The following is a 13,493-nucleotide window of genomic DNA, read 5'->3' on the forward strand; positions in this document are numbered from 1 at the left end:
CCGCGGCGTCATTCGCCGCGCCCGTGCCAGGCGTCCGGCGGGAAGGAGAACGCCGCGTCGCCGCCGGCGAGCATCGCCGCCTGGCGTTCCCGCTCGGCGGGGTGCGGCACGCCGACGCCGGACACGCCGAGGAAGACCTCGTCCGGCCAGGACAGCCCGAGGGCGTCCTCGACGGGCGCGTCGCGGGTCGCGGCGGTGAAGAACGTCCCGAGCCCCAGCGCCGTCGCGGTGAGGTACACGGTCTGGCTCAGGTGACCGACGTCGAGCAGGAGCGCACGGTACGCGCGGGCGGCCGGATATTTCCACACGGTCCGGTCGAGCACCGCCGCGTACGTCAGCAGGAAGCCGGCCTGTGCGGCGTGCGGCTGCCCGCCGCACCACTCGCGCAGCCGCTCCTCGCCGGGTGCGGGCGCGAGCCGTACCAGCTCGTGGCGGCGCACCGCGTAGTGGTAGATCCCCGGTTCCAGCCCTGCCACGTCGCGGACGACCGGGTAGACCTCGACCGGGTGGCGGGCCCCGCCGGAGGGGACGGTCTTCAGCAGCGCCGTCCCGACCCCGGAGATGTCCACCTCGCGACGGACGCCGGCCGTCCAGCGCAGCAGGGCGGCGAACGCCGACAGCGGCACCGGGCGGTCCGGGGCGAACCAGCGCGTCGAGCGCCGGGCCGCGAGGACCGTGGTGAAGTCGACGGTGGGCGGGTCGGCGGCGGGCAGGGCGATCCGTGGCCCGTCGTGCTCCTTGACCGGATCCGGCTGGCCGGTCTTGGCGCGCAGCACCGCCGCGTCCTCCGCCGCCGAGCGGAAGACGTCGCTGCCGAGCGTACGGCTGGCCAGGTGGTAGTAGGTGGCTGCCGGCCCCAGGTCGCGCCACGCGCCGAGGCGTTCCTCCTGGGCGTGCTCCGGCGAGCCCTCGGCGATGAGCACGTGGGCGTCGAGGAGCTGCTGCGCGAGCCGGCCGTCGGGCTCGGCCCAGTCGGCGTAGTCGCGCAGCAGCCTCTCCGCCTCAACAGTCAATGCGAACTGCCGGTGCCTCAGCGGGTCGTCGCAGACCAGTTGGCCGTCACGCCAGAGGAAGACGACCAGCCGCGACACACGGACACGCATGACGACTCAGGCTTCGACCGGTCAGGCCTCGACCGGAGGCTCCAGGCACGTCAGCTCCTGGTCGTAGTCGTCGGACGCCACCGGCTCGAAGGCCTCGATCTGCTCGGTCATGCGGGAGCTCCCCTCACTAATCGGCGTTGATCACTGCGATGCACCGTATCAGACCGTCCACAGTGAACACACTCCCGGTGAGGACCGGCCCGCCCCCGCGCCGGTTCAGACCTCGTGGACCTCCAGCACCCGGGCGGTCGGGGCGGCCCCGCCCAACTCACCGCGCAGCGCCGCCCGCTCGGGATCGGCCAGGAAACCGGCGTAGCCGGCGTGGCTGTCGAACCGGATCAGGTGCACCTCCGTACGCCCGTCAGCCGTGCGCTGTCGGCGTTCCAGCCGGCCACCGTGGCGCCCGAGCAGGCCCAGCACCGCGTCCTCGTACCGATGGCCGGCCTCCACCGCGTCGGCGGCCAGCTCCACCAGCGCCACCAGGCGCACGGCGGTGGCTGGGTCGGTGACCAGCGACTTGAAGAAGTGGTGGTCGACGTGGCCGCCGGGGATGCCCTCCCGGCGACCCGTGTCGAGGTAGCCGTGCCGGCGGTAGAACGACGGTGCCTGGAACGAGAACGAGGAGACCGAGATCTCCGTGCAGCCGCGCCGGCGGGCCTCGTCCTCGGCGGCCCGCAGCAGCCGACCTCCCCACCCCTCGGCGCGGCGGTCCTCGCGCACCCACATCATGTTGATCCCGGCGCAGCCGCCCCAGGTCCACCCGGTCAGGCCCGCCACCAGCTCGCCGCCGTCGTCGACCCGGACACAGAGGCCGGCCTCGTCCCGCGCGCCGGTCGCCCGGTTGTTGAAGGCGGTCAGCTCGGCGTCGAGCCGCTCCTGGAGTTCCTTGTCCTCGCCGAGCACCCGCAGCGTGCCGCCGCCCGCATCCCCACGCCCGCCGGTACCGCCCGACTCCCCGTGTCCACCCGTGTCGCCGTGTCCACCCGTGTCGCCGTGTCCACCCGTGTCGCCGTGCCCGCCGGTGGCGTTCTCCGTCGTCATGGGGCGGAGTATGGCAGCGCCCCGGCGGCCGGCGACACGGCTATTCGGCGACGCCGACCGCCTCGGCGCTGGCCGTCCAGAGCCGCGCGGCGAGCTGCGGGTCGGCCGCCCGGGGCAGCGGCCGGCGCAGCCGCCGGTCGGCGTAGTAGCCGCCCGTGACCAGCCGCGCCGGATCCTGGTTGGCGAGCCAGACCAGCGTCTCGGCGCCCTTCTCCGGGCTGCGCAGGGGCAGGATCCGCATGCCCAGGGCGACCAGCCTGCTGTCGTTGCCGAACCGGCTGCGCACCACCCCCGGGTGGAAGGAGTACGCCGGAATCTCCGGCCAGCGCCGGGCCGCCTCGGCGGTGAAGAGGATGTTCGCCTGCTTGCTGGTGCCGTACGCCTGCATCGGCCGGTAGCGGCGCAGCGGGGCGTTCAGGTCGGCCGCGTCGAGCACGCCGCTGCGGTGCGCGCCGGACGCGGTGACCACCATCCGGCCGATCCGGTCCCGCAGCAGGTTGCTGAGCAGGAACGGGGCCAGGTGGTTGGCCTGGATCGACAGCTCGAAGCCGTCGACCGTGGTGAGCGGCTGGAGCACGATCGCCCCGGCGTTGTTGGCGAGCACGTCGATCCGGTCGTACGCCTCCCGCAGCTTCCCGGCCAGCCGGCGCACGTCGTCGAGCACCGCGAAGTCGGCCCGGAACAGCTCCGGTCTCTCGCCGGAGGCCTCCCGCACCTGCTCGGCCGCGGCCTGGAGCCGCGCCGGGTCCCGGCCGACCAGTACCACCTGGTCACCGCGGCGCGCCAGGTCGACGGCGGCCGCCAGGCCGATGCCGGAACTGGCCCCCGTCACCACCACGAGTCGTCGCCCAGTGAGATCTTCCACAGGTCCATTCACCCCGGTCACGGCACGAGGTTACCGTGGCGTCACAAAGACCTTTGGGATCGTTAAGCCCTGGTATCTCCGTCAGGTGACATCGGCGTGCCCTCCGCACGCTGGAAGGAGCACAGCCATGACCGCAGTCGGTCGCCCCCGCCGGTCCTGCCTCGCGGTACCCGGCTCCAGCGTCAAGATGCTCGGCAAGGCCCAGGGGCTCCCGGCCGACCAGGTCTTCCTCGACCTGGAGGACGCGGTCGCCCCGCTGGCCAAGCCCGACGCCCGCAAGAACATCGTCGCGGCGCTGAACGAGGGCGACTGGTCGGGCAAGACCCGCGTCGTCCGGGTCAACGACCTGACCACGCCCTGGACCTACCGGGACGTCATCGACGTCGTGGAGGGCGCCGGCGCAAACCTCGACTGCATCATGCTGCCGAAGGTGCAGAACGCGGCCCAGGTGCAGTGGCTCGACATGACCCTGACCCAGCTGGAGAAGACGCTCGGCCTGGAGGTCGGCCGGATCGGCATCGAGGCGCAGATCGAGAACGCCGCCGGCCTGGTCAACATCGACGCCATCGCGGCCGCGTCGCCCCGGGTCGAGACCATCATCTTCGGCCCGGCCGACTTCATGGCCTCGATCAACATGAAGTCGCTGGTGGTCGGCGCGCTCATCCCGGACTACCCGGGCGACCCCTACCACTACATCCTCATGCGCATCCTGATGGCGGCCCGGATGCACGACAAGCAGGCCATCGACGGGCCGTTCCTGCAGATCCGCGACGTCGACGCGTTCCGCGAGGTGGCCAAGCGGTCCGCGGCGCTCGGCTTCGACGGCAAGTGGGTGCTGCACCCGGGCCAGATCGACGCCGCGAACGAGGTCTACTCGCCGGCCCAGGCCGACTACGACCACGCGGAGCTCATCCTCGACGCGTACGAGCACTACACGTCGGAGGCGGGCGGCAGGCTCGGCGCGGTGATGCTCGGCGACGAGATGATCGACGAGGCGTCCCGGAAGATGGCTCTCGTGGTCGCGGCGAAGGGCCGGGCCGCGGGCATGACCCGTACGTCGTCCTTCACCCCGCCGGCGGAGTAGTCCCTCCGGTCCGACGATCCGTGCCGCCCCGGTCCACGCCGAGGCGGCACCGTCGGTTTCAGTAGTTGGTGCCGCCGGTGCTGACGCCGGCCATGCTGATCGCGAAGACGATCATCACCACGTAGAAGAGGATCCCGAGCACGAGCAGACCGGTGAAGATCCAGCCGATGATGATGGCCGCCTTCGCCATGCCCTCGCCGTCCTCGCCGGTCTCGCGGATCTGCTTCTGCGCGACGTGGCCGAGGATCGCGCCGACCGGCGCGGTGAGGCAGGACGTGATGCCGATCAGGGAGAGCACCAGGGCGGCGATGGCGAGGCCGTTGGTCTTCCGCGGCGGGGCGTAGCCGTAGTTCGGGTAGGCCGGCGGGTAGCCGCCGTACGCGGGCTGCCCGGAGGTCTGCTTCATCCCGGCGTACGGGTCTCCCGCGTACGGGTCCGCGACGTACGGGTCGGCCGGCGCGTACGGGTCGGTGCCGGTGGGCTGCGAGGGGATGGGCTGGCCGCTCACCGGAGGGGCGGGGTCGGCGGGCGGGCTCGACTGCTGGCCCGACCACGCCGGGTCGTTCCAGCCGCCGGAGGGCGGGGGGTATGTCATTCGTCTGCTCCGTAGCGTCGGGGTGCGCCCGTCAGGGTAGTCAGCCCTGCCCAGACGCAGGGCCCACGCCGCCGGGTGTGCCGCGTTGCCCGCGCCCTGGGAAGCGGGCAGGATCCTGGCATGGTGATTGACGCGCGAGCCGCGGACCGCTCCGGCAGCCGACCGAGACGGGACGCGAGCCGCCCCGGCCTGGCCCGGCGCACCCGCGCCGCCGCACCGGGCACGGCCGGCACCGACGAGCCCGCGCCGCTGCCGGACCCGGTGACCATGCGGCTCGACGGGAAGGTCGCCCTGGTCACGGGGGCGGGCAGCCCGGACGGCATCGGGTACGCGACGGCCCGCCGGCTGGCCGATCTCGGCGCCCGGGTCGCCATCGTCTCCACCACCCGGCGCATCCACGAACGGGCCGGCGAGCTGGGCATGACTGGTTTCGTCGCCGACCTCACCGACGAGTCGGAGGTGGGCGCGCTCGCCGACGCGGTCACCGAGCAGCTCGGGGACGTGGAGGTGCTGGTCAACAACGCCGGTCTGGCCAGCCGGGCCAGCCCCGAGGTGCTGCGCCCGGTCGCCCAGCTCAGCTACGACGAGTGGCGCGGCGAGATCGACCGCAACCTCACCACCGCGTTCCTGTGCAGCCGGGCCTTCATCGGCGGCATGGCGGAGCGGGGCTGGGGCCGGATCGTGAACCTGGCGGCCACCGCCGGGCCGGTCAACGCCCTGCCCACCGAGGCGGCCTACGCGGCGGCCAAGGCGGGCGTGGTCGGGCTGACCCGGGCGCTGGCCATGGAGATGATCGCCGACGGGGTGACCGTCAACGCGGTCGCGCCGGGCACCATCCACACCGCGGCCTCCACGGTGGCGGAGATCCGGCAGGGCCTCGGCACCCCGGTCGGCCGCCCCGGCACGCCGGACGAGGTGGCTGCGGCGATCGCCTTCCTCTGCTCGCCGGCCGCTTCGTACATCACGGGGCAGATGCTGGTGGTGGACGGCGGCAACAGCGTCCGGGAGGCCCAGTTCCGCTGACCGCGCGGCCTCGATGCTTCCCGCGGCCTCAGTAGTTCTGGCCGCTGTTGCCGGCGAGGGCGATCAGCGCGATCCAGCCGCAGCAGGCGAGCACGCCGAGGCCGGTGAAGATGTAGCTGAGGATGAGGCCCCACGTGGCGAGCTGGTCGCCCTCCTCGCCCGAGGTGCGGACCTGCCGCTTGGCCAGGTGCCCGAGGACGATGCCGGCCGGGGCGAAGACGAACGCGAAGACCAGCGAGAGGATGGCCAGCACGTTGGTTCCGCCGGGCCGGGGACCGGACGGCGGGCCGTACTGCCCGTAGGGCACCTGCGGGGTGTACGGGGGCTGGTGCCCCCACTGCTGCCCGTGCGGCGGCTCGCCGGGCTGCTCGTAGCTGGGCTGCCCGTACGCCGGCTGCTCGTGGCCGGCCTGCCCGTAGCTCGGCTGGCCGTACGACGGCTGTTCGTAGCTGGGTTGGCCGTAGCCCGGCTCGCCGTACGACGGCGGTTGCCGGGCGGGCGGCGGCTCCGCGGGCGGTTCGTAGCTCGACGGGTCGTGCCCCGGTGGGGGCTCCCAGGGCGACGGTGGCCGGTCCGGATCGGGCGGCCCCGACGACGGTGGCTGGCTCACGGTCTCCTCCTGCCGGTGGCGGATCGCGTCCCTCTTGCCGGACGCTACCCGCAGCGGTGAACCTTTTCACAGCGGTTGTGTGGACTGGTCACCTTGGCCTCGACCGCTGTGCGGCCAATACTGACCATGCGTTCAGTTACCCATGAGTAAGGCGCCGACCCCCGGAGGCTGAGATGGCCCGACTCGCCCAGACGCCCGGCCTGACCGATGTGCAGCAGTCGATCCTGGAGACCGTCCGGGAGTTCGCCGACAAGGAGATCATCCCGCACGCGCAGCGGCTGGAGCACGCCGACGAGTACCCGAGCGACATTCTCGACGGAATGCGCGAGATGGGCCTGTTCGGCCTCACCATCGACGAGGAGTACGGCGGGCTCGGCGAGTCCCTGCTGACCTACGCGCTGGTGGTCGAGGAACTCTCCCGGGGCTGGATGTCGATCTCCGGCATCGTCAACACCCACTTCATCGTGGCGTACCTGATCTCCCAGCACGGCTCCGCCGAGCAGAAGGCCCGGCTGCTGCCGAAGATGGCGACCGGCGAGGTGCGCGGCGCCTTCTCCATGTCCGAGCCCGAGTGCGGCTCCGACGTCTCGGCCATCAAGTCCAAGGCGGTCCGCGACGGCGACAACTACGTGCTCAACGGCCAGAAGATGTGGCTGACCAACGGGGCGTACTCGTCCGTGGTGGCGACCCTGGTCAAGACCGACACCGGGGCCGACTCCGTCTACGGCAACATGAGTACCTTCCTGCTGGAGAAGGAGCCCGGCTTCGGCGAGACCGCGCCCGGCCTGACCATCCCCGGCAAGATCGACAAGATGGGCTACAAGGGCGTCGAGACCACCGAGATGGTGCTCGACGGGGTGACCGTCCCCGACTCCGCCGTCCTCGGCGGCGCCGAGAAGGTCGGCCGTGGCTTCTACCAGATGATGGACGGCATCGAGGTGGGCCGGGTCAACGTGGCCGCCCGCGCCTGCGGCATCTCGATCCGGGCCTTCGAACTGGCCGTCGCGTACGCCCAGCAGCGCCACACCTTCGGCCAGCCGCTCGCGAAGCACCAGGCCGTCGCCTTCAAGCTCGCCGAGATGGGCACCAAGATCGAGGCCGCCCACGCGCTCATGGTCAATGCCGCCCGGCTCAAGGACGCCGGCCAGCGCAACGACGTCGAGGCCGGCATGGCCAAGCTGCTCGCCTCGGAGTACTGCGCCGAGGTCGTCCAGGAGGCGTTCCGCATCCACGGCGGCTACGGCTACTCGAAGGAGTACGAGATCGAGCGGCTGATGCGCGAGGCGCCGTTCCTGCTCATCGGCGAGGGCACCTCGGAGATCCAGAAGACGATCATCTCCCGGGGCCTGCTCAAGCAGTACAAGCACTGACGTCTCAGGGCTCCGTCGCGTCGGCGGGGTGTCTCCGCGGCGGCGGGTGTCCTCCCGGCGGCGCGCCGTCCCGCCGCCGGTGCCGCCGGCCCGCCATCGGTCGGCCGCCGGTGCCGCCGGCCCTCCCGCCGGCCCTCCCGCCGGCCCGCCGTCGGTCGGCCGCCGGTGCCGCCGCCCCCGCCGGTCGGCCCCTGTCGAACTGAGTCGTCTACGACATCACGCGTTGGTGGGGCGTGGCTCGTCCGCGCCGTCACGCGCTGGCGCGGCGCCTGAATCGTCTACGACATCAGCTCGACAGCGCTGAGCAAGCAAGCATGCCGCCCTACGTGCGCCCGTCCGGCCCGGTAGCGCGGCACACCACGCCGCTCGCCGTGCGCCCGCCCGGCCCGGCCGCGCGGCACACCACGCTCGCCGTGCGCCCGCTCAGCCCAGCCGGGTCAGGCTGGCGGCGGCGCGCTCGACGATCAGGCAGCGGTCCTCGACGTAGTCGATGCCGGCCTCCGTGGCGATCCGTCGCGCCTCGGCCGAGACGATGCCGAGCTGCAACCAGACGGCGGGAGCGCCGATCGCCACCGTCTCGCGCACCACGTCGACCGCGTCCTGCGCCGGCCGGAACACGTCGACCAGGTCGACCGGGTGCGGGATGTCGGCCAGGGAGCGGTAGACCCGCTCCCCGAAGAGCTCGTCGGCGGTCGGGTTGACCGGGATGATCCGCCAGCCGTACCGCTGCATCTGCAACGGCACGCTGTGCGCGGCCTTGCGCGGGTCGCGGGACGCGCCCACGACGGCGATCACGGCGGAGTCGGCGAGGATCTGCTGAGCGGAGCGCACCCGCCGACTCTAACCCCGCCGCTCAGTCCCCGCCCGGAAGCGACCGGCGCACGACATGGGTCGGCGGCGGATCGGCTGCCGGCTACATGAGGGTGAGCTGCTCGGCGGGCGGCGGAGCGGGGGCCGGGTCGGTCCGGCGGCGGTCGTCGCCGCGCTCGCCCCGGTGCAGCCCGTGCCGGCGGGCCGCGATGCGTACCCGGGCTGTCAGTTCCCGCTGGTAGGACTGCGGGGCGTACGCGCCGGAGCGGTAGAGCTCGCGGTAGCGGGGAACCAGGTGCGGGAAGTCGCGGCCGAGCCAGCGCGCGTACCACTCCCGGGCGCCCGGACGCAGGTGCAGTGCCAGCGGCGTCACGCTGGTCGCCCCGGACGCGGCGATCGCCGCCACGGTCGCGTCGATCGAGGCGTCGTCGTCGCTGAGCCCGGGCAGGATCGGCGCCATCAGCACGCCGACGTCGAAGCCGGCGTCGGCCAGCGCCCGTACGGCGTCGAGCCGCCGCCTCGGGCTGGGGGTGCCCGGCTCGACCGCCCGCCAGAGCCGCTCGTCGACGAAGCCCACCGAGTACGAGACGCCGACCCGGGTGACCTCGGCGGCCTGGCGCAGCAGTGGCAGGTCCCGCAGGATCAGCGTGCCCTTGGTGAGGATCGAGAACGGGTTCGCGAAGTCACGAAGCGCCGCGATGATCTGCGGCATGAGCTGGTAGCGCCCCTCGGCCCGCTGGTAGCAGTCGACGTTGGTGCCCATCGCGACGTGCGCGCCCCGCCAGCGCGGCGCGGCCAGCTCCCGCCGGACCAGCTCACCGGCGTTGACCTTGACGATGACCTTCCGGTCGAAGTCCGCCCCGGCGTCGAGGTCGAGATAGGTGTGCGTGTTCCGCGCGAAGCAGTTGTGGCTCACGACGCCATCGGCGATGAAGTCGCCGGTGCCGGTCGTGATGTCCCAGAGGGGCAGTTCCAGCCCGAGGGGCTCGATGCCGACCACCCGGAGAGCCGCCTGACATTTCAGCGCCGCTCCGTCGATCGACCGCTTCCGGGTGATGGCCGGGTCGGTCAGGTGGAAGAACCGTAGCCGCTCGCGTAGCCCGCCGGTCAGCCGGATGTTTCGTACGCGGTTCGCGCGGCCTAGATCTTCGACCACGCTCGTGAAGCCGAAGTGGCTCAGTGCCGCCGACGTCTGGTCGAGGATCTCGTTGCTGCTGTTGCTGATCCGGAAAACGCCCCGGCTGCAACTGCCCTCTGCGTCGAAGATCCCGGCGAGGAAGCCCAGCCGCCAGTCGTCGGTGGGATCGTCAGGCCACCGCACCAGGGCGGTGATGGCCTCGATCGAGCGCTGCCGGGACGTCCGGATCGCGGAGATGGCTCGTCGCGTCGCACTTGCCGGGGTGTACGCGAAGCTGTCTGTCTTCACCCCGGCGCTGTCGAGGAAGCGCTTCGTACGACCCAGCGCCTCCTCGTCAGCGAGCGCCAGGCGGAACCGGTGCACCACCCCGTAGGAATAGCGGTAGGTGCCCAGGGTCGCGTCACCTCGGATCATTCCGCAGAGGTAGCCCCGCCGGTAGTCGGCCGAGTCCTTCGGGCCCGTGGCGAAGCGGCCGGTGCCGATCAGGCGGTTGTTCGTCGTCAGGTAGGGGCGTTGCCCCGCGCCATTCATCGCGCCGGTCACGTGTTTCCAACCGCGGTCGGAGAGGAACCGGTGGTCGCCGCTGGCGATCAGCGTCGTGCCGTCCTCCAGGGTGACCCGGTAGGCCGGCTTCACGGTCGACCATTTGGCCAGGACCGTGGTGGCGACGTAGCGACGGTAGGCACCACGACGCTGCGTGCCGTAGATCCGGTCACCGATCTCCAGCTCGCTGATCGGCTTCGCGCGTCCGTCGGTCATGAGGATCGGCCTCTCGCCCGAGAGGCAGTAGACGCATGCGTGCGAGCAGCCCCGGTAGGGGTTGATCGTCCACTCGAACGGGACGCGGGACGTGCCGGGCACCTTGTTGAGGATCGACTTCGCCTGCACCTCGTAGAACGTCATGCCGGCGAAGCCCGGCGTGTTGAAGGTGCGGGCGACGGCGCCGGGCAGCGCCAGCGGCAGGGGTGGTGTCGCCGGCGCTGCCCGGGCCGGGACCCCCTCGTCCGGGGGAGCGGCGAGGTTGTCCCAGCGCATGGCCCTCATTCGAACATGCGTACGAGCGAAGCGCAAGCGTCCACCGTGTTCCCGCCCACCTCGGCGCACCGGGCGCAGTCGGCGGGTGGAGGATGGACGCATGGAGAGGTCGACGTTCGTCTACGACGGGGACTGCGCGTTCTGCACCCGGTGCGCCGAGTTCATCGACCGGCGCATCCCGACCGGCGTCCGGGTGGTGCCGTGGCAGTTCGCCGACCTCGACGCGCTGGGCCTGAGCGAGGCCGAGTGCGAGGAGGCGGTGCAGTGGGTGGGCGCGGACGGTTCCCGCGCGGCCGGCCCGGACGCGATCGCGCGGCTCCTCGGCGACAGCGGTCCGCTCTGGCGGGTCGCGGGCGCCGGCCTCAGGTTCGCCCCGGTACGCGCCGCCGCGTGGCCCGCGTACCGCTGGGTGGCCCGCAACCGGCACCGGCTCCCCGGTGGAACGGCCGCCTGCGCGCTGCCGCAGGAGGCGCGGGAGCGCCTCTACGGGCCGTCCGGTCGCCCGGCCGCCGACGCCTGACCCGCGAGTGCCGGCGTGCCCCCGGCGGGCGGCGCGGTGTCGCGCCTCCGGCGGGTGAGCAGCCGGCGCGCCCAGACCACCGGCCGGACCCGTTCCAGGGGCAGGAAGGCGGTCATCGCGGCGAGGTGCGGCGCGAACGAGATCGTGATGGTCGCCATGGTGATCAGGTGGAACGAGTAGAAGAAGCCGACCGTGGCCAGCCGCCAGCGCTCCCTGAGCAGGAAGACCACCGGGCTCAGCAGCTCGAACGCCACGATGCCGAACTGGGCGACGATCAGCAGGTAGGGCACCGAGGCGATCAGGTCGGCCAACTCGGTGCCGCGCCGCAGGATCGCCCGGGCCAGCACCGAGCCGGTGAGCCAGTCCAGCCCGCCGAAGCGCAGCTTGGCCCAGGCGGCCAGGAAGTACGTGCAGATGACGGCGATCTGGGTGACCCGTAGGGCCCAGCCGCCCGCCTCTGTGCGGGTGGGATCGCCGTGCCGGGCCCGGCCGGCGGTGGGCAGCACGGCCAGCGCGACGAGCAGGCCGAACCGGTCGTGGTCGACCTTGCCGTAGCTCATCGCGACGATCATCCACTCGAAGTAGAGCGCGAAGACCGTCCAGCCGAGCAGGCGGGGCGCCCGGCCGGTCGCGGCGAGCAGGGCGAGCAGCAGCAGGGCCCAGAAGACGACGGTGACCAGCGTCTGGGTCGGCGTCGGCAGGGGCAGCAGCCGGCCGACCAGCAGCGGCTGGTAGAGCTCGCCGGGCACCGCCACGCGGGTGCGTACCCAGGGGGTGAAGAAGACCAGGTCGGCGGCGACGAAGAGGTAGATCAGCGTGCGGAAGGCGGCCACCCGGCCACGGGGCACCGCCTCGGTCAACCAGCGGCTCACCGGTCCGCCCGCCAGGCGACCACGGTCTCGTCGGTCCAGCGGCCGGTGGGGCGCCCGTCGCGGATGCCGTGCCAGCGTACGACGATGCGGACCTCGACCAGCTCCGCCGCGTCCGGGTGGCGTTCGGCGTACGCGTCGGCGACCTCGGCCAGCAGCGCGGGGTCGGCGGCGTAACGGCTCTGCTGACCCTCGATCTCGGCCCGGCGGATGCCGGTGGCGTTCTCGCCCAGCTCGACGACCGCTCCGCCGCTGTCGACGCCCTCGACGCGGGTGTCCGGGGCGGGGGCGTTCGGCGGGTTGGACGTGGAGTACATCCGGAACGGGCCGAACGGGAAGTGGTCGTCGGTGCCCCAGGCGGTGCCGGCCAGCAGGACGACGAGGCCGAGGGCGGTGGCGGCGAGCCGGGCGACGCGACCGCGGGTGGTCAAGGTTTCCATCGGGTCGTGACGATACGGGATGTACCGCCCGTCCCGGATCCCTCCCGGGCACCAGGCGCTGGCCGGGGAGCCAGGGGGCCGCTCTTCCGTTGCCTGGCGTACGGACGACGACGGCCGGACCCGTCGGGGCCCGGCCGTCGTGGAGCGCTGCGGCTCAGTGGCTGTGTCCGGCCAGCTTCGTGCGGACGTCGTCCATGTCGAGGGCCTGGACCTGCTCGATCAGGTTCTCCAGCGCGGACTCGGGGAGGGCGCCGGGCTGGGCGAAGACGATGACGCCGTCGCGGATGGCCATGATGGTCGGGATCGAGCGGATGTCGAACTTGGCGGCCAGCTCCTGCTGCGCCTCGGTGTCGACCTTGCCGAAGACGATCTCGGAGTGCTTCTCGGAGGAGCGCTCGTAGACCGGGGCGAACCGCTTGCACGGGCCGCACCATTCGGCCCAGAAGTCGACCAGCACGATGCCGTCGCTGCCGGTCACCTCGTCGAAGTTTGCCGTGGTCAGCTCTACGGTTGCCATGAAAGTCTCCGATCGGCGCGGAATAGCTACGTCTGGTGGAACCGGGGCGTACCGCGGGGAATTCCCGGCCCACCTCCGCCCAAACGTGCCCTCAGGGCCTGGCGAGGGTCGCGCCCTCATCGACGAGGGTTGTTGCCGGCCCCCGTTGCGGTACGCAAGTGCATGACGCATTTGCGTGACCGGATGTGATGGGAGCGCTTCCAATAAGATCGACACGAACGACCGACGGGAATGAGCAATCGGGCGGTTGACAAGCGGCTATCCGATGTGCGGAGATCGCCTAGCTCTCGCGACACGAACACGCACAGTAGTGTTACGAAAAGGTAAATGTGACCTCCGTCTCTGTTCGGTTCGCCTTGTCGTGCGGCAGAATCTTCCGCATCAGAGCGTGGGCGGCGGGTGCCGGGGAGGGCCCCGCCGCTCATTGCGTCTCCCCTCGGTTGTGGCGGTGTGACATTTCCGCGCGCCACGCG

General features: G+C 72.1%; 14 protein-coding genes. 4 read left to right on the forward strand and 10 right to left on the reverse strand.

Annotated features, from left to right (window positions below):
* Positions 1-8: 8 nt before the first annotated feature.
* From ACGFIR_RS04610 to ACGFIR_RS04620, 3 genes are all read right to left on the reverse strand, one after another.
* Entirely contained in the window at positions 9-1,103 is a 1,095-nt protein-coding gene (locus ACGFIR_RS04610) for a SagB/ThcOx family dehydrogenase (RefSeq protein ID WP_393000379.1), read from the reverse strand.
* A 216-nt stretch (positions 1,104-1,319) separates the two neighbouring features.
* On the reverse strand, positions 1,320-2,144 hold the full coding sequence (locus tag ACGFIR_RS04615; protein ID WP_393143213.1) for a GNAT family N-acetyltransferase: 825 nt from the start codon (positions 2,142-2,144) through the stop codon (positions 1,320-1,322).
* Positions 2,145-2,184: 40 nt separating this feature from the next.
* Positions 2,185-3,009: an SDR family NAD(P)-dependent oxidoreductase gene (locus ACGFIR_RS04620; RefSeq protein WP_393143215.1), complete on the reverse strand. Its 825-nt coding sequence runs from the start codon at positions 3,007-3,009 to the stop codon at positions 2,185-2,187.
* A 127-nt stretch (positions 3,010-3,136) separates the two neighbouring features.
* Here ACGFIR_RS04620 and ACGFIR_RS04625 point away from each other — a divergent pair, with 127 nt between their 5' ends.
* Positions 3,137-4,093 carry an HpcH/HpaI aldolase/citrate lyase family protein gene (locus ACGFIR_RS04625; RefSeq protein WP_393000375.1) on the forward strand — a complete coding sequence of 319 codons (957 nt, stop codon included), beginning with the start codon at positions 3,137-3,139 and terminating at the stop codon, positions 4,091-4,093.
* A 58-nt stretch (positions 4,094-4,151) separates the two neighbouring features.
* Here the strand turns inward: ACGFIR_RS04625 and ACGFIR_RS04630 are convergent, their stop codons facing one another.
* The gene (locus tag ACGFIR_RS04630) at positions 4,152-4,688 is read right to left on the reverse strand and encodes a DUF4190 domain-containing protein (RefSeq protein WP_393143217.1); all 537 of its coding nucleotides are present in this window, start codon (positions 4,686-4,688) and stop codon (positions 4,152-4,154) included.
* Positions 4,689-4,808: 120 nt separating this feature from the next.
* Between ACGFIR_RS04630 and ACGFIR_RS04635 the strand changes: the two genes are divergently transcribed.
* On the forward strand, positions 4,809-5,711 hold the full coding sequence (locus ACGFIR_RS04635; RefSeq protein WP_393143219.1) for an SDR family NAD(P)-dependent oxidoreductase: 903 nt from the start codon (positions 4,809-4,811) through the stop codon (positions 5,709-5,711).
* A gap of 28 nt (positions 5,712-5,739) precedes the next feature.
* Here ACGFIR_RS04635 and ACGFIR_RS04640 read toward each other — a convergent pair whose 3' ends face one another.
* Positions 5,740-6,321 carry a DUF4190 domain-containing protein gene (locus ACGFIR_RS04640; RefSeq protein WP_393143221.1) on the reverse strand — a complete coding sequence of 194 codons (582 nt, stop codon included), beginning with the start codon at positions 6,319-6,321 and terminating at the stop codon, positions 5,740-5,742.
* A 173-nt stretch (positions 6,322-6,494) separates the two neighbouring features.
* Between ACGFIR_RS04640 and ACGFIR_RS04645 the strand changes: the two genes are divergently transcribed.
* Positions 6,495-7,691: an acyl-CoA dehydrogenase family protein gene (locus tag ACGFIR_RS04645; RefSeq protein WP_393000371.1), complete on the forward strand. Its 1,197-nt coding sequence runs from the start codon at positions 6,495-6,497 to the stop codon at positions 7,689-7,691.
* Positions 7,692-8,114: 423 nt separating this feature from the next.
* Here ACGFIR_RS04645 and ACGFIR_RS04650 read toward each other — a convergent pair whose 3' ends face one another.
* On the reverse strand, positions 8,115-8,522 hold the full coding sequence (locus ACGFIR_RS04650; RefSeq protein WP_393143223.1) for a CoA-binding protein: 408 nt from the start codon (positions 8,520-8,522) through the stop codon (positions 8,115-8,117).
* Between the two features lie 82 nt (positions 8,523-8,604).
* A complete protein-coding gene (locus ACGFIR_RS04655) occupies positions 8,605-10,776 on the reverse strand; it encodes an intein-containing Rv2578c family radical SAM protein (protein WP_393143225.1) in 2,172 nt (723 codons plus the stop codon).
* Between ACGFIR_RS04655 and ACGFIR_RS04660 the strand changes: the two genes are divergently transcribed.
* On the forward strand, positions 10,775-11,194 hold the full coding sequence (locus ACGFIR_RS04660; RefSeq protein WP_089002144.1) for a thiol-disulfide oxidoreductase DCC family protein: 420 nt from the start codon (positions 10,775-10,777) through the stop codon (positions 11,192-11,194). The two genes, ACGFIR_RS04655 and ACGFIR_RS04660, sit on opposite strands and share 2 nt — an antisense overlap.
* Here the strand turns inward: ACGFIR_RS04660 and ACGFIR_RS04665 are convergent.
* From ACGFIR_RS04665 to trxA, 3 genes are all read right to left on the reverse strand, one after another.
* Positions 11,158-12,066 carry an HTTM domain-containing protein gene (locus tag ACGFIR_RS04665; RefSeq protein ID WP_393143227.1) on the reverse strand — a complete coding sequence of 303 codons (909 nt, stop codon included), beginning with the start codon at positions 12,064-12,066 and terminating at the stop codon, positions 11,158-11,160. The two genes, ACGFIR_RS04660 and ACGFIR_RS04665, sit on opposite strands and share 37 nt — an antisense overlap.
* The gene (locus tag ACGFIR_RS04670; protein WP_393143229.1) at positions 12,063-12,503 is read right to left on the reverse strand and encodes a hypothetical protein; all 441 of its coding nucleotides are present in this window, start codon (positions 12,501-12,503) and stop codon (positions 12,063-12,065) included. Before ACGFIR_RS04670 ends, ACGFIR_RS04665 begins: the two co-directional genes overlap by 4 nt.
* A 154-nt stretch (positions 12,504-12,657) precedes the next feature.
* Positions 12,658-13,020: a thioredoxin gene (trxA, locus tag ACGFIR_RS04675; RefSeq protein ID WP_393000367.1), complete on the reverse strand. Its 363-nt coding sequence runs from the start codon at positions 13,018-13,020 to the stop codon at positions 12,658-12,660.
* Positions 13,021-13,493 lie beyond the last annotated feature (473 nt).

Source organism: Micromonospora sp. NPDC049051 (assembly GCF_043197575.1).
In the GTDB taxonomy this organism is placed as follows: domain Bacteria; phylum Actinomycetota; class Actinomycetes; order Mycobacteriales; family Micromonosporaceae; genus Micromonospora.

What these genes read in the sequence shown, in the direction of transcription:
- ACGFIR_RS04610 (WP_393000379.1), bottom strand. Translation starts at nt 1,103, where the DNA reads ATGCGTGTCCGTGTGTCGCGGCTGGTCGTCTTCCTCTGGCGTGACGGC.
- ACGFIR_RS04630 (WP_393143217.1), bottom strand. Translation starts at nt 4,688, where the DNA reads ATGACATACCCCCCGCCCTCCGGCGGCTGGAACGACCCGGCGTGGTCG.
- ACGFIR_RS04670 (WP_393143229.1), bottom strand. Translation starts at nt 12,503, where the DNA reads ATGGAAACCTTGACCACCCGCGGTCGCGTCGCCCGGCTCGCCGCCACC.
- ACGFIR_RS04615 (WP_393143213.1), bottom strand. Translation starts at nt 2,144, where the DNA reads ATGACGACGGAGAACGCCACCGGCGGGCACGGCGACACGGGTGGACAC.
- ACGFIR_RS04660 (WP_089002144.1), top strand. Translation starts at nt 10,775, where the DNA reads ATGGAGAGGTCGACGTTCGTCTACGACGGGGACTGCGCGTTCTGCACC.
- ACGFIR_RS04625 (WP_393000375.1), top strand. Translation starts at nt 3,137, where the DNA reads ATGACCGCAGTCGGTCGCCCCCGCCGGTCCTGCCTCGCGGTACCCGGC.
- ACGFIR_RS04635 (WP_393143219.1), top strand. Translation starts at nt 4,809, where the DNA reads ATGGTGATTGACGCGCGAGCCGCGGACCGCTCCGGCAGCCGACCGAGA.
- trxA (WP_393000367.1), bottom strand. Translation starts at nt 13,020, where the DNA reads ATGGCAACCGTAGAGCTGACCACGGCAAACTTCGACGAGGTGACCGGC.
- ACGFIR_RS04655 (WP_393143225.1), bottom strand. Translation starts at nt 10,776, where the DNA reads ATGCGTCCATCCTCCACCCGCCGACTGCGCCCGGTGCGCCGAGGTGGG.
- ACGFIR_RS04645 (WP_393000371.1), top strand. Translation starts at nt 6,495, where the DNA reads ATGGCCCGACTCGCCCAGACGCCCGGCCTGACCGATGTGCAGCAGTCG.